The following is a 13,021-nucleotide window of genomic DNA, read 5'->3' as shown; positions in this document are numbered from 1 at the left end:
ACAGCCCTATTTCTTGCGGCGGACCGCGACCGGCGGTGGATCGATGGCGCCGGCCCTGACGTGGGCGGGTTTCAGCGCTTGAGCACCGGAATCCTTGACGATCGTCAGGCCGCGCGGAAAGAATTGGATATTGTGCTGGCCACGCCCGATATTGATGATCGTGGAGCCCTTCAGATGCTTTTCCAGCATCGCCAGCACCCGCCGCAGCGAGGGGCCGTCGAACGCATCCATCGCTTCGTCGATGATCACCCATTTCGGCCGCCGCAAGGCCAGCCTGGCGACGCCCAGCAACCGCTGTTCATCATCGCCCAATTCGTGGTCCCAGCGCCCGACGCGGTCAAGCGAGGACGACAGCCGTTCCAGTCCAACTTCGGCCAGCACCGCCACAATATCGGCATCGCTCGCGGGCGCATGCCCATTTGCGTGATTGAGTACCTCGCGCAATGTGCCAGCCGGCAAATACGGCACGCGCGGCACGAAGATGAGGGTTTCTCCCGCCGGCAGGCCGATCTTTCCGCTGCCCCAGGGCCAAAGCCCGGCAATGGCGCGGAAGAACAGCGTCTTGCCGGCGCCGGGTTCGCCGGTGATCATGACGCGTTCGCCGGGGTGGATTTCGACATGCTGGTCGGAAAGTTTTGTGCAGCCCTCCGGCGAGGCCACCTGGAGCTTCTCGAACGTCAGGCTGCCATTGGCGTTCTGATCGAAGGTGATGCGTCTTTCGGTGTCGTGCAGCACATCGGTTTCATCGAGCGCGATGCGGAAGTCGGCGACACGCATCAGCGTGGCGCGCCAATCTGCGATGGCGCCGATGTTGTTGATGAACCAGCGCAACGAGGAGTGGACCTGGTTGAAGGCGCCGACCGCCATCATCAGCCCGCCAAAGCTGATATCGCCCGAGAAATAGACCGGCGAGGCAACCAGGATCGGCGCCACGACGGTGATCCAGCCATAGGTATCGGTCACCCAGGACAGGTTGATCTGCGCGGTATAGATGCGCCGCATGGCACCCAGCACCGTGCCGAGGTCGAGTTCAAGCCGCTGCCTGGCATCGGCTTCGCCATGGTAGAGCGCGATGGCATCGACATTCTCGTTGACGCGCACCATCGAGGAGCGCAGCTCCGCCTCTCGTGTGTAGCGGTCGCTGTTCAGCTTGATCAGCGGCCGCCCGACCAGCCAGCTCAGCCAGGAGGCCGTGCCGGCATAGAGGAACGCCGCCCAGACCATGTAGCCCGGTATGGCCAGCGACCAGCCGTTGACGTGGAAGACGAAGCCTGAGGACAGTTCCCACAGCACGCCGACGAAGGACACAAGCAGGATGAGCGACTGCAGCAATCCGACGCCGAGATCGGTCGATAGGTCGGAGAGATGCGCCGCGTCCTGCTGCATGCGCTGGTCGGGATTGACGCCGATGGCGCCTGCATTGGCCAGCCGGAAGGCGCGCGCCGGCCGCATCCATTGGTCGATCAGGTCCAGTGTCAGCGCCTCGCGCAGTTTCAGCCGGATCATCTGGTTGAGCCAGGTCTGGCCGATATTGAGCACCAGCAGCCCGCCGGCGATCATCGCGAAGACGAGGAGCTGGTGCAGGAAGGCCGCCATGTCGCGGCGCGCCAGCGCGTCGTAGAAGGGCTGGTTCCAGCGGTTGAGCAGGACCTGGCCGATCGAGGTCGCGATGATGACGGCCATTATGCCGACCGAGGTCCACAACAGCCATTTGCGGACCGGCGACGCCACCAGCGCGCGCCTGATCGTCGCAACCTGATCACGCAGGCTGCTGGCCTCGACGGCGACCGGCTGAACGGTGGCCTGATTGTCCAGTTGATCAGCCATGTCTGAAGTCCTTGCGTTCAGGTGCGATGCTGAAACCGGATGAAATGAGCCGACGGCTGCCGCCCGTGTACGACAGATAGGTCGGAAAAACGCCGCGCGTGGAAAGTTTCCGCGCCGATCACGAAGGTTTCACCTGACGAGCCGGCGCCAATGGGCCTGCGGCGTCGGAGAGGCGGCCGAGCCGCGTCGCGCCGTGTGGCGACAGCACCGGGACGAAGACGCGGCGGGACGCGCGCTGGGCGACCGGCACGCCCTGATAGAGCCGCTTCTGCGCCTCGACGACGATGACGCCGGAAAAGATCGGCCACAGCCGCCGGCCGGCGCGCTCCAGAACATTGTGGAAGCGCATCATGAAGCGCCGTCGCGATGGCGGGAAGAACAGCGCATCCGACCAGGCGGCGGGCGTGAAATTCGCCTCGCGCAGCAGTTCCGTCAGCTGCCCGCGCGAAAACGGCCGGCCATTGCCGAACGGCGTATGCTCGAAGCGCGCCCAGACGCCGCGCCGGTTTGGCACGACGATGACGACGCGCCCTGCCGGCGACAGCACCCGCCAGATCTCGTTCAGCGTCTCGCGCGGGTTTTCGACATGTTCGAGCGAATGCACGAGCAGCATGCGGTCGATGCAGGAATCGACCAGCGGCAGCTCCTCGTCGAAGACCAAAGCGGTCGCCGTCGGCCCGGTTGCCGGCCAGACCACCGCGCCCTGCGTCGCCGGCATGAAGGCGAAGACCCGCTCGGCATCGGTGCCGAAGCGCTCCAGCCAGGGCAAGGTATAGCCGAGGCCGACCAGCCGTTCATTGGGGACAGCAGCCCATATCGACGACAGCGCCATGGTGATCGAGCGCTCGGCGAACCGGCCGAGCGTTGTCGAATAGAAGGAGCGAAGGTCGACGATGTCGGAATGCATGTCAGGGATGTAGCCGTGATATCGGCCGGTTTCAACAAAGGGCCGGAGGCAGCTGACACATACGCGGATGACATTCGTCATCTCCGGGAATGACATTCAGTCATCTCGTGGATGACATCCGCCCTCTGGCGCCCTATGTCTGCGGCGACAAAAGGAGAGATATGATGGCGGTCGAAATCGAACAGTTCATGTGCCGCACGGACAATTTCGGCGTGCTGGTGCATGACCCCAAGAGCGGGCAGACGGCGATCATCGACGCCCCCGAGGAAGCGCCGATCCTGGCCGCGATCAAGCGCACCGGCTGGACGCCGACGATGATCCTGACCACGCATCATCATATGGACCACGTCGAGGCCAATCTGGCGCTGAAGGAGCGCTTCAAGCTGCGCATCGTCGGCCCGGAGGCGGAAAAGGCCAAGATCCCCGGCATCGACGAAACCGTCGAAGACGGCTCCGTCCTTCATCTCGGCGAAGAGCGCATCGAGGTGATCGCCACACCCGGCCATACCGCCGGCCATGTCTCCTATCATCTGCCGGCATCGCAGGTGGCGTTCACCGCCGACACGCTGTTTGCGCTGGGGTGCGGGCGGCTGTTCGAATGCAAGCCGCCGGTGATGCATGAATCGCTGCGCAAACTTGCCGCCCTTCCCGCCGCGACGACAATCTATTGCGGCCACGAATACACGCTCGCCAACGCCCGTTTCGCGCTGACCATCGACCCGACCAATTCAGCGTTGAAGGAGCGCGCCGCCCGGATCGAGGCGCTGCGAGCCGACAACAAGCCGACGCTGCCGACGACCATCGGCGAGGAGCTTTCGACCAATCCCTTCCTGCGCTGGCACGACCCGGCGATCCGCAAGCATCTCGGCATGGAAAAGGCCGGGAATGCCGATGTGTTCGCCGAGATCCGCAAGCGCAAGGACAATTTTTGAGCGTGCAGGCATTCGACCAATGACCAGTTCCGCGGAAATCATCGCGACACTCGGACTGAAGCCGCATCCGGAAGGCGGCTGGTATGTGGAAACCTTTCGCGACGCAGCCGGCGGTGCGCGAGGTCATTCGACCGCCATCTATTTCCTTTTGGAACAGCACCAGCTTTCGGCCTGGCATCGGGTCAAGGATGCGGCCGAGGTCTGGCATTTCCATGCCGGCGCGCCGCTGGCGCTTTCGATGTGGGAAGAAGGCGGGCCAAAGGGCAGCCAGGTCATCGAGCAGGTGCTCGGCATCGAGCTCGCGGCGGGCGAGCGGCCGCAGATCGTCGTGCCGGCGGGCTGGTGGCAGTCGGCGCGCAGCCTGGGCGAGTGGACGCTGGTCGGCTGCACCGTCGCGCCCGGCTTTGATTTCGCCGCCTTCGAACTGGCCGCGCCGGGCTGGCAGCCTGGAGAATGACCCCAAGGACAGACGCCATTCAGGGCACGTCGACATGAATGACTATCGGCTGCCGACGCGAAACAAGCTGCTCATTGCCGCCTTCGTCGCGATCTGCGTAGCCGGCCTTCTGTTGCGGCCCATTTATCCGAAAAGCATCTTTGTCGCGCTGTTTTTGGACGGTGTGTTTCTTGCGGCCTATGTGATCTTCTGGTCTTGGAAATTGTTTCAGGAATGGAAGCAAACCCCTACACTTCAAAAACGCCTTCTCGTCATGATTTTTCTCATCGCCCTCGGTGGATCCTTGTGCATGATACACATGACACTGCGCTCCATCTTGACGCAATGAACTGTAGTAGCCGCCTTCCATCGAAATCGGGCGGTGGATCAGGACTAGCTGCTGAGCATCATCAGCATTGGGCGTTTCCCTCCATCGGATCCGACGGCAAATCCTACCCCAGCAGGAACCCAAGCGTAATCCCCAGTTGGGCGGCGTAATACAGCCCCCAAATGGCGAAGCGCATCCACGTACGATGCGGCGAGATGGCCGCCACCAGAAACTTCTCCGTGGCCAGCAACCCGTCCGAGGCCATGAACAGCACGGCGCCGGCGATCACCCAGGCGCTGTTGGTGGTCAGCGCCGCCACGCCCATCGCCAGGATCGCCACGACATAACAGGCGATCGGCACGCGCAGGCCGGGGCCGACACGACGCCAGAGCGCCGCCAGCATGACGATCACGAACACCGCCAGTGCCAGCGCGATCGCCCCGCGCCAGGATTCGGCGCCAAGCAGCCCCAACCCGCCGCCGCTGCGCAGGAACAGCGCGATGTAGACGATGTGGGCGATGAGGAAGCTGGCGAGCCCGCCGAGAAACGCCTTTTCGCCGTCACGCGACAGGAAGGCGTCGCCCACCGCGCTGAGCGCCAGGGCCGCGACCAGCAGCAGCGGGCCGCCTTGCAGCCCCGAAAGCACGGCCAGCATCGCCACCGCCAGCGTCTTTGCCGCCGAGCGGGCGAGGCTCTGCGGCATGCCGAGCGTAAAGGCGTAGATCACCGCCGCAACCAGCGAGAAGATCAGCGTCGCATTGGCATTGGCGTCGATGCCGCCGGCAAACGGCATGGTCATGCCCCGGCTCCGCTCTCGACTGCCGCCGGCTTGCGCAGGAACAGCGATTTCGCCGCCAGGGCGGCGCCACCGGTGATGAGCACGCAGGCGGCAAGGATGCGCAGCGACGGCTCGGCGACGCCGGCCACGATCAGCACCAGCGTCGAGAGCAGCGGCGCCGCGTAGCTTGCCGCGCCCAGCACCTGGATGTTGCCGCGCTTGACGCCGATGTCCCAGGCATAGAAGGCCGCCCCCACCGGCATCAGGCCAAGCCCGAGCACGGCCAGCCACTGGCCGGCGCCATTTGGCAACACTGTCTGTTCCAGCGCCAGATGGCAGACGAGCGACAGCACGGCGGTCGCCGCGCAGAACCAGGTGACGATGCTGGTCGGCACGGAGGGAAAGCGCCGGGACAACAGCGAATAGGACGACCAGAGCAGCGCGCAGACGGCGGCCATGGCGTAACCGAAGGCGTAGCGCGCGTCGAAGGCCAGCCCGCCGCCCTTGGTGACGATCAGCACGGTGCCGGCCAGGCCGAGCAGCGCGCCGACGACATGGTTCCACGCCAGTTTTTCGCCCGGCATCAGCGCCGATCCGAGCACGATCAGCAGCGGCCACAGATAGGCGATCAGGCTGGCCTCCACCGCCGGCGCGTTGCGCAGCGCGGTGAAATAGAAAAAGTGGTAGCCGAACAGGCCGGCAATGCCGATCACCCAGACTTGGCGAGGGATTTTCTGGCTCTGCTCAGCGGCCGGCATGAACAGCCGCGCGACAAGCCCGACGCCGGTACCGATCGAGAAGGTGATAGCCGACAGAAGGAACGGCGGCACCTTGCCGGATGCGTCGGTAAGCAGCGCCAGAAGCGCCCACATGGCGACCGCTGAAAAACCGATGAGTGTTGCGCGCGCCATTCCGTCCCCCGTGGTGCGCTGTTCTATCCCCAGGCGCGCCCTATTGTACCGCTTCGAAACGCTTGGCGCTGATGGTCAAGGTGCCGATCTGCGTTCCAACCGTGGCGTGGATCGGCGCATATACTCCGGTTTGGCCGAGCGGCGCAAACGTCACCATCATGCGGCTCTTGTTCCTGAGATAGTTGAGCGCCTTGCGGCCCTTGCGATAGCCGGCCACCGGCTCGAAACCCATCCGGCAGGTGATGGTATCGCCCTTGTAGCCCGGCACCGAGATGGTGCCTTTCGAATCGTAGGTCAGCGTCAGGTCGGCGCGCATCTCGCCGTCATAGAATTTGACCTTACGGCCGCAGACCTGGTCGAGGCTGTCGGCATGGATGACGGTCGCGGCCATCGGATCGAGCACCGATGCAAGGTCGCCGGCACCGATCGGCACCCAATCATTGGGGTCGCGCTTGCCCGGCGGCGGAATGACCTGCGTCGAAGTGACGGCGCCATTGGCAAAGCGAATGTCGATCGCGGAAACCTTCTTGCCGGAGGTATAATCGGCACGAAATGCCTCCGGCACCATTTTCTTGCCGGAAATCGTGCCCTTGGACGAGATCGTGCCGCGCGTGTCGTCGAACAGTTTGGCAAGGCCTGCCGATTTGACCGTGCCGTCGATCGCGTAGGCGCCGTTCTCGTAATGGCTGGAGAAGGTCGATCTCGCGATCGAGAGGCCAAAGAACGACACCGTGTACTCACCCTTGAAGGATTGCGGCGAGGCAGCCGACGCGGCGGACGGCAAGGCGATGGCAAGCACGGCAACAAGTGCGTGAGGCAAACGAGGCATGGCGGGATCGGATCCTTGATTTTCGGCCGGAGGCGGGCAACTCCGGTCTGGCATGTCCCTGTCGGACTGCTTATAGGATGAAATCCGGCCTTTATGTGAAATGCCGGGCGCTTCCATGGCAAAGCCGGAGCTTGACGCCCCGGCGAAATGCAACTATGGAACGCCAACTTTTTCCATAAGGCCGCCTGACCAGAACCGCGCGCCACCCGGCGTGGGCACAAAGGTTTGGCAGGTCCCGAGAGAATTGAAGGTTAGAATTATGTCCCGCACCTGCGAACTCACTGCCAAGGCAGTCCAGACCGGCAACAATGTGAGCCACGCCAACAACAAGACCAAGCGTCGCTTCCTGCCGAACCTCGTCAATGTGACGCTGATTTCGGAAGCGCTGAACCAGAATGTGCGCCTGCGCATTTCGGCCAACGCCCTGCGGTCGGTCGAACATCGCGGCGGCCTCGACGCTTTCCTGGCCAAGGCCGACGTCAAGGAACTGTCGCAGCGCGCGCGTCTCTTGAAGAAGCAGATCGCCAAGAAGCTGGCCGAACAGGTCGCTGCCTAACACCGGATCAAGGCGGGGGACGACCGCCGGGCTAACCTCTTGTTGGCCTCTGGCCAACATCGTGTTGGCCCTAGGCATCGGATTAGATCCGCAAGGTTCGCCAATCCGGTGCTCAAATACGAAGCGAGCATGCCCGACGGGCATGATGCTCCGCTGGTTCCATTACCCAGGATAAAAAAATGACTTCCTTCTCGCGATATCTGCCCTTCGTGGCCGCCATGGCGCTTGTCGTCGTGGCATCGAACATTCTCGTGCAGTTCCCGATGCAGGGTCAGATCGGCGGCCTGTCGCTGGCCGACCTGCTCACCTGGGGCGCTTTCACCTATCCGTTCTCCTTCCTGGTCACCGACCTTGCCAACCGCCGCTACGGGCCTTCCGTGGCGCGCCGGATCGTCTTTGTCGGCTTCATGACGGCGGTGGTCTGCTCGATCCTCGTCCCGCCCTTCCTGTTCCGCCATGGCCTGATCGAATTCGAGACCGCGGCCGACCGGCTGGTGCGCATCGCCGCCGCTTCAGGTGCCGCCTTCCTGTCCGCGCAACTGCTCGACGTCACCGTGTTCAACCGGCTGCGCCGTCAGAGCTGGTGGCGGGCTCCGATCGTCGGGACGCTGGTCGGGTCGGTCTTCGACACCATGGTCTTCTTCACCGTCGCTTTCTCGGCCGCTTTCGCCTTCGCTGGCCCGAACGACAGCTTTGCGCTGGAGACGGCGCCGCTGATGGGCGTCTTCCACGTCGAGGCCATGCGCTGGGTTTCCTGGGCGCTCGGCGACCTTTCGGTGAAGCTGATCATCGCCGTGGTCGCGCTCATCCCCTACCGGCTGCTCGCCGCGCGCTGGAGCCAGCCGGCAGTCGCGGCCTAGACCGTGATACCCTGGGTCCAGCTCGATTCGGCAAAGACCGGGGATGGTGCCCAGGAGCTTCGGCTCAAGCGGCGCGGCAGCGAATTCTCGATCATGCTCGGCACCAATGAGCTGATGAACAGCCGCCTCAGCGGCTCCGAGCAGGCGCTGGCGAAACTGTCCTGTCAAAGGATTGCGGACCATCGCCAGCCGAGGATCCTCATCGGCGGCCTTGGCATGGGGTTCACTCTGCGTGCCGCCTTGGCCGAACTCGACGAGGATGCCGGCATCGTTGTCGCGGAGCTGGTGCCGGCGGTCGTGGCCTGGGCACGCGGCCCGATGGCGGACGTGTTTGGCGGTTGTCTCGACGATCCCCGCGTCACCATAGAGGAGACCGATGTCGGGCAATTGATCCGGTCCGGGTCCGCGGCCTGGGATGCCATCCTGCTCGATGTCGACAATGGCCCCGAAGGCATCGTCCACAAGGGCAATGACGCGCTCTATAGCCTCGCCGGCCTCAACGCCTCGCGCACCGCCCTCAAGCCGGGCGGCGTGCTTGCGGTGTGGTCGCAAGGCCCGGACAGCGGCTTCGCGCGGCGGCTGAAGCAGGCAGGCTTCGGTGTCGAGGAGGTCAACACGCGCGCCAACGGCAAGCGCGGCGCGCGCCATGTCATCTGGATCGCCACCAACGGCTCCTGAATGAAGCCGTGGTAAGGCGGCATTTAGGCTTTCGACCTCTGAAGCTCCGCGGCAAGGGCCTCCAGCAGCCCACGGGTCCCCTCCTCCCGCCCCTTGGCGGAATCGACACCATCGAAGAAGGCGCCCTGCTCAGTATAGGTCAGCCTTGTGCCATCGCCCGAGGGCGTCAGCTCAACCGTGGTCAGCGATGCCGACATCGGCTGCGGCCCTATGGCCATCCTGTAGGAAAACACGATGCGCTGGTCGGGAACGATGTCCTGGAACTGCGCGTCGAGCCTGATTTCCGGGCCGCCGCCATAGCTAAAGCGCGACACCTCGCCACCACCGACGCGGAAATCGAAGCTGAATTCGGCGACGGTAAAACCGTCGCCGTCGACCCGCCAGCGCCGCACCGTTGCCTTGTCGGCGAAGGCATGGAAGACGCGATCCGGCGATTGCGGGTACGTGCGCTCGATGGTGAATGTGGAGTGGATGACGGAATGCTCGTCTTTCACGGACGCGATCTGGTTCATGTCTGGTCGTCCTTTTCCTGGTCTTGAACTTTCGGGGATGATTGATCCGTCTCGGCCAGAATCTCACCGAGTCGGTCGAGGTGGCGTTCCGCCGGAATGCGGCACTCCGCAATCCAGTCGGCGAGCGGAGCGAGCCCGCCCGGTTCGATCCGGCAGGTGCGCACCCGCCCGATCTTCTCGCTGCGGATCAGCCCGCAGGCCTCCAGCACCTGCAGATGCTGCAAGACGGCGGCGAAGGTCATGCCGAAAGGCTCCGCCAGCTGGCTGACGGTGGCCGGTCCGCGGCTCAAGCGTTCCAGGATCTGGCGGCGGGTCGGCTCGACGAGCGCGCGGAGGATGCTGTCGATCTTGGAATAGTCAAGCATGGACTTGAGTATTCCGCCAACGACGTCAATTGTCAAGTCATGACTAAAGTATTTTGACGAAGCCTGGACACCTCCCACGCCCCAAAAGCGGAAGGTTGCGGCGAAGGCGCGAAGGAAGAACGGACAAAAGAAAGCCGGCGCGCGGCCCGAACATAGCCGTGTATGGCCGCGCTCAATCCTGGTGCAGGATGAATTCCAGATAGAGGTTGCGCTGCAGGATCGAATGATTGTCGTCTGAGATCAGCGACACCATCAGCGCGCCGTCATCGCGGGTCCAGACGTCGAGGCCTTCCATATTGTCGATCTGGTAGCCCATGTCGGCGTCCAGCAGCACCGGCCCGTCGGCGACCGCGCCCTTCTCGACGCTCTCGCCATAGATGCGCCGCAGCCGCATCTTCAGGCCGCCTGCCATGGTGAAACTGCGCTCCAGCAGCAGGAGGTCGCCGTCCGGCAGGAAGGCGCCGTCCGTGATGTCGAAATCGCCGTTGCGCTTGACGGTGAATACACCCTTGTGCGGCCCTTCGATGATGGCGGCATAGATGTTGCCAGCCTTGTCTAGGCTCTTTTCCGAGACCACGACCAAGCCGCCCGCATGCTGGCCGTTGGCATTGGCATGGGTAACGGTCTCAAAGCCGCGATTCTGGCGCAGCTCGCGCGCCGGCACCAGGAAATCCAGCTGCCGGTATGGCCCCTTCATATCCGTCGGATCGATCTTGAATTGGGCGACGCGGTGGTTGCGCTCGAAACCGACCGTGGCGATGCCGTCCTTGACCGCGAGGCCTTCGGCATCGACTTCCCATTTCTCGTCGATCGGCTGGCCGCCCTGGTCGACCATCTGCTGCATGCGGAAGTTCTGGATGCCTATGGGACGCCTGTCGGCGTCGCGGACCACCGTACCGAAGAACCAGTAGCCGGTGTCGGCCACGCCGATGAAATCGCTCCCCGCTTTCAGAAAGCGGAAGGCCGACAGCGCGCCGAAATCGCGCGATTTCGAGGTCATTTCCAGTCCGCCGACGAATTCGAGCGAACCGAACTGCTTGTCGGCCTTGCCAATGCGGAATTCGGTGATCGGGCGGGCCGAAACCTCGATGGGTTCAACCGCGGCCGGACCGGCCGCACCGGCTGACGCCGACGCCACGCCGGCGAACAGGGCGATGGCGGCGAAGAGCGGTTGCCGAAACCCGCCGCACGAAAAGATCATCCGGCGCGCCGCATGCCGCCGCGCCGCGTATCGCGCGCGCTTTCCTCGGCAAACAGCGAGGCCAGTTGCTCGGTCATGGCGCCGGCCAGTTCCTCGGCATCGACGATGGTGACGGCGCGCCTGTAGTAGCGCGTGACGTCATGGCCGATGCCGATGGCCAGTAATTCCACCGGCGAGCGCGTCTCGATCAGCTCGATGACGGCGCGCAAATGGCGTTCCAGATAATTGCCCGGATTGACCGACAGCGTCGAATCGTCGACCGGCGCGCCGTCCGAGATCATCATCAGGATCTTGCGCTGTTCGGGCCGGGCGATCAGCCGGTTGTGCGCCCACAGCAGCGCCTCGCCGTCGATGTTTTCCTTGAGCAGGCCTTCGCGCATCATCAGCCCGAGATTGCGCCGGGCGCGCCGCCACGGATGATCGGCGGATTTGTAGATGATGTGGCGCAGATCGTTGAGGCGGCCGGGGTTCGGCGGCTTGCCGTCCTTCAGCCATTTTTCGCGCGCCTGCCCGCCTTTCCAAGCCCGCGTGGTGAAGCCGAGGATCTCAACCGAGACGCCGCAGCGTTCCAGCGTGCGTGCCAGAATGTCGGCGCAGGTGGCGGCGACCGTGATCGGCCGGCCGCGCATCGAGCCCGAATTGTCGAGCACCAGCGTCACCACCGTGTCGCGGAATTTGGTGTCGCGTTCCTGCTTGAAGGACAGCGGCTGCATCGGATCGATGACGACGCGCACCAGCCGCGCCGGATCGAGATAGCCCTCTTCCAGGTCGAAATCCCAGGAGCGGTTCTGCTGCGCCATCAAGCGGCGCTGCAGCCGGTTGGCAAGCCGCCCGACGACACCGGACAAATTGGCCAGTTGCTTGTCGAGGAAGGCGCGCAGCCGGTCGAGCTCTTCCTCTTCGCAAAGCTCTTCGGCGCCGACCGTCTCGTCGAAAGCCGTGGTGAAGACCTTGTAGTCGATTTCCTTCGGCAAATTGGTGAAGGGATTATCGTTGCGGCGCGCCTCGCCGGGGGTCTCGGCATCGGCGTCGTCATCGTCGGACAGATCGTCGGCGGTGGCGTCGGAGGCCTCCGTCTCGGACGACTGTTCGTCATCGGCCGACGCCTCGGCATCCTCGGACTGCGACTGCTCGGAGCCGGAATCCTCTTCCCCGCCCTCCTCGCTCTGCTCCTCGCCTTGCGGCTGGTTGTCGTCATTGTCCTCGGAGTCTTCCGTCTCCTGGTCGTCGCCGAGTTCCTCGGCCATTTCCATGGAGGCGAGCATCTCGCGCACGACGCGGGCGAAGGCCTGCTGGTCGTCGAGCTTGGCCGACAGCCCATCGAGGTCGGCCTTGGCCTTTTCCTCGACCCAGGGCCGCCAGAGCTCGACCAGCCGCTCGCCGCTCTTGGGCACCGGCCGGCCGGTCAGCTTCTCGCGCACCATCAGGGCGAGTGCTTCCTCGATCGGCGCGTCGGCCTTGTCCTTGACGTCGACGAGGTTGGCCTTGGCGTATTTGTCCTCCAGCATCGAGCCGATATTGTCGGCGACGCCCTGCATGGCGCGGCTGCCGATCGCCTCGACACGGGCCTGCTCGACCGCGTCATAGATGGCGCGGGCGGCCTTGCCTTCCGGCGCCAGCTTGGTGTGGATGCGCGCATCGTGGCAGGCGCGCTTCAGCGCCATGGAATCGCCGAGGCCGCGGGTGATCGCGATGTCGGTCTTCGACGCCTTCTTCGGCAGTTCGGGCAGACGCGCGCGGCTGCCGGCGAGCGCCGGCCGGTCCTTGGCAAAGCCGACTTCCATTTCCTTGTCGCCGGCAATGGCGCGCATGCAGACGGTGACGGCGCGCTTGAAGCTGTCGGCTTCAGACCCCGTCTTCGACTTGTTGCGCGTATTGTCGCCCGGACCCGCCATCGAGGC

The 13,021-nt window shown here is 64.3% G+C and carries 15 protein-coding genes; 6 read left to right on the top strand and 9 right to left on the bottom strand.

The window, feature by feature from the left end; all coding sequences use genetic code 11:
- Nucleotides 1-6: 6 nt before the first annotated feature.
- Nucleotides 7-1,827, bottom strand: coding sequence for an ABC transporter ATP-binding protein/permease (locus JG746_RS08205; RefSeq protein ID WP_202357686.1), 1,821 nt, complete (start codon nucleotides 1,825-1,827; stop codon nucleotides 7-9).
- A 118-nt stretch (nucleotides 1,828-1,945) separates the two neighbouring features.
- On the bottom strand, nucleotides 1,946-2,734 hold the full coding sequence (locus tag JG746_RS08200; protein WP_202357685.1) for a class I SAM-dependent methyltransferase: 789 nt from the start codon (nucleotides 2,732-2,734) through the stop codon (nucleotides 1,946-1,948).
- Between the two features lie 164 nt (nucleotides 2,735-2,898).
- Between JG746_RS08200 and gloB the strand changes: the two genes are divergently transcribed.
- Genes gloB through JG746_RS08185 form a run of 3 tightly spaced genes read left to right on the top strand, consistent with a single transcriptional unit; the run spans nucleotide 2,899 to nucleotide 4,451 of the window.
- Nucleotides 2,899-3,666 carry a hydroxyacylglutathione hydrolase gene (gloB, locus tag JG746_RS08195; RefSeq protein WP_202357684.1) on the top strand — a complete coding sequence of 256 codons (768 nt, stop codon included), beginning with the start codon at nucleotides 2,899-2,901 and terminating at the stop codon, nucleotides 3,664-3,666.
- 19 nt (nucleotides 3,667-3,685) lie between these two features.
- Nucleotides 3,686-4,123, top strand: a complete 438-nt coding sequence (locus JG746_RS08190) for a cupin domain-containing protein (protein ID WP_202357683.1) — start codon at nucleotides 3,686-3,688, stop codon at nucleotides 4,121-4,123.
- A 34-nt stretch (nucleotides 4,124-4,157) separates the two neighbouring features.
- Nucleotides 4,158-4,451 carry a hypothetical protein gene (locus JG746_RS08185; RefSeq protein ID WP_202357682.1) on the top strand — a complete coding sequence of 98 codons (294 nt, stop codon included), beginning with the start codon at nucleotides 4,158-4,160 and terminating at the stop codon, nucleotides 4,449-4,451.
- A gap of 103 nt (nucleotides 4,452-4,554) precedes the next feature.
- Here the strand turns inward: JG746_RS08185 and JG746_RS08180 are convergent, their stop codons facing one another.
- From JG746_RS08180 to JG746_RS08170, 3 genes are read right to left on the bottom strand one after another with little or no spacing between them, the layout of a single operon-like run.
- A complete protein-coding gene (locus tag JG746_RS08180) occupies nucleotides 4,555-5,229 on the bottom strand; it encodes a lysoplasmalogenase family protein (protein ID WP_202357681.1) in 675 nt (224 codons plus the stop codon).
- Entirely contained in the window at nucleotides 5,226-6,119 is an 894-nt protein-coding gene (gene yddG, locus JG746_RS08175; protein ID WP_202357680.1) for an aromatic amino acid exporter YddG, read from the bottom strand. Before yddG ends, JG746_RS08180 begins: the two co-directional genes overlap by 4 nt.
- Nucleotides 6,120-6,159: 40 nt before the next feature.
- Nucleotides 6,160-6,948, bottom strand: coding sequence for a DUF3108 domain-containing protein (locus JG746_RS08170; protein ID WP_202357679.1), 789 nt, complete (start codon nucleotides 6,946-6,948; stop codon nucleotides 6,160-6,162).
- A 259-nt stretch (nucleotides 6,949-7,207) separates the two neighbouring features.
- Between JG746_RS08170 and rpmB the strand changes: the two genes are divergently transcribed.
- The 3 genes from rpmB (at nucleotide 7,208) to JG746_RS08155 (ending at nucleotide 9,042) form a co-directional block, all read left to right on the top strand.
- Nucleotides 7,208-7,504, top strand: a complete 297-nt coding sequence (gene rpmB, locus JG746_RS08165) for a 50S ribosomal protein L28 (protein ID WP_010911765.1) — start codon at nucleotides 7,208-7,210, stop codon at nucleotides 7,502-7,504.
- Nucleotides 7,505-7,683: 179 nt separating this feature from the next.
- Nucleotides 7,684-8,364: a queuosine precursor transporter gene (locus JG746_RS08160; protein ID WP_202357678.1), complete on the top strand. Its 681-nt coding sequence runs from the start codon at nucleotides 7,684-7,686 to the stop codon at nucleotides 8,362-8,364.
- 3 nt (nucleotides 8,365-8,367) lie between these two features.
- Nucleotides 8,368-9,042, top strand: a complete 675-nt coding sequence (locus tag JG746_RS08155) for a spermidine synthase (RefSeq protein ID WP_202357677.1) — start codon at nucleotides 8,368-8,370, stop codon at nucleotides 9,040-9,042.
- 23 nt (nucleotides 9,043-9,065) lie between these two features.
- Here the strand turns inward: JG746_RS08155 and JG746_RS08150 are convergent, their stop codons facing one another.
- The 4 genes from JG746_RS08150 to cobT form a co-directional block, all read right to left on the bottom strand.
- On the bottom strand, nucleotides 9,066-9,554 hold the full coding sequence (locus tag JG746_RS08150) for an SRPBCC family protein (protein ID WP_202352490.1): 489 nt from the start codon (nucleotides 9,552-9,554) through the stop codon (nucleotides 9,066-9,068).
- The gene (locus JG746_RS08145; RefSeq protein ID WP_202357676.1) at nucleotides 9,551-9,919 is read right to left on the bottom strand and encodes an ArsR/SmtB family transcription factor; all 369 of its coding nucleotides are present in this window, start codon (nucleotides 9,917-9,919) and stop codon (nucleotides 9,551-9,553) included. Before JG746_RS08145 ends, JG746_RS08150 begins: the two co-directional genes overlap by 4 nt.
- A gap of 172 nt (nucleotides 9,920-10,091) precedes the next feature.
- Nucleotides 10,092-11,120, bottom strand: a complete 1,029-nt coding sequence (locus JG746_RS08140) for an esterase-like activity of phytase family protein (RefSeq protein ID WP_202357675.1) — start codon at nucleotides 11,118-11,120, stop codon at nucleotides 10,092-10,094.
- Nucleotides 11,117-13,015 carry a cobaltochelatase subunit CobT gene (cobT, locus tag JG746_RS08135; RefSeq protein ID WP_096450776.1) on the bottom strand — a complete coding sequence of 633 codons (1,899 nt, stop codon included), beginning with the start codon at nucleotides 13,013-13,015 and terminating at the stop codon, nucleotides 11,117-11,119. The genes JG746_RS08140 and cobT overlap by 4 nt, the downstream gene beginning before the upstream one ends.
- Between the last annotated feature and the right edge of the window lie 6 nt (nucleotides 13,016-13,021).

The organism is Mesorhizobium sp. 113-3-3 (genome assembly GCF_016756495.1).
GTDB lineage: Bacteria > Pseudomonadota > Alphaproteobacteria > Rhizobiales > Rhizobiaceae > Mesorhizobium.
Note: the sequence above shows the minus strand (reverse complement) of the source record. Positions and strands in the feature narration are given on the sequence as shown.

Coding starts and splice junctions, on each gene's coding strand:
- JG746_RS08170 (WP_202357679.1), bottom strand. CDS start 6,948: ATGCCTCGTTTGCCTCACGCACTTGTTGCCGTGCTTGCCATCGCCTTG.
- rpmB (WP_010911765.1), top strand. CDS start 7,208: ATGTCCCGCACCTGCGAACTCACTGCCAAGGCAGTCCAGACCGGCAAC.
- gloB (WP_202357684.1), top strand. CDS start 2,899: ATGGCGGTCGAAATCGAACAGTTCATGTGCCGCACGGACAATTTCGGC.
- JG746_RS08140 (WP_202357675.1), bottom strand. CDS start 11,120: ATGATCTTTTCGTGCGGCGGGTTTCGGCAACCGCTCTTCGCCGCCATC.
- JG746_RS08180 (WP_202357681.1), bottom strand. CDS start 5,229: ATGACCATGCCGTTTGCCGGCGGCATCGACGCCAATGCCAATGCGACG.
- cobT (WP_096450776.1), bottom strand. CDS start 13,015: ATGGCGGGTCCGGGCGACAATACGCGCAACAAGTCGAAGACGGGGTCT.
- JG746_RS08200 (WP_202357685.1), bottom strand. CDS start 2,734: ATGCATTCCGACATCGTCGACCTTCGCTCCTTCTATTCGACAACGCTC.
- yddG (WP_202357680.1), bottom strand. CDS start 6,119: ATGGCGCGCGCAACACTCATCGGTTTTTCAGCGGTCGCCATGTGGGCG.
- JG746_RS08205 (WP_202357686.1), bottom strand. CDS start 1,827: ATGGCTGATCAACTGGACAATCAGGCCACCGTTCAGCCGGTCGCCGTC.
- JG746_RS08185 (WP_202357682.1), top strand. CDS start 4,158: ATGAATGACTATCGGCTGCCGACGCGAAACAAGCTGCTCATTGCCGCC.
- JG746_RS08190 (WP_202357683.1), top strand. CDS start 3,686: ATGACCAGTTCCGCGGAAATCATCGCGACACTCGGACTGAAGCCGCAT.
- JG746_RS08145 (WP_202357676.1), bottom strand. CDS start 9,919: ATGCTTGACTATTCCAAGATCGACAGCATCCTCCGCGCGCTCGTCGAG.
- JG746_RS08150 (WP_202352490.1), bottom strand. CDS start 9,554: ATGAACCAGATCGCGTCCGTGAAAGACGAGCATTCCGTCATCCACTCC.
- JG746_RS08160 (WP_202357678.1), top strand. CDS start 7,684: ATGACTTCCTTCTCGCGATATCTGCCCTTCGTGGCCGCCATGGCGCTT.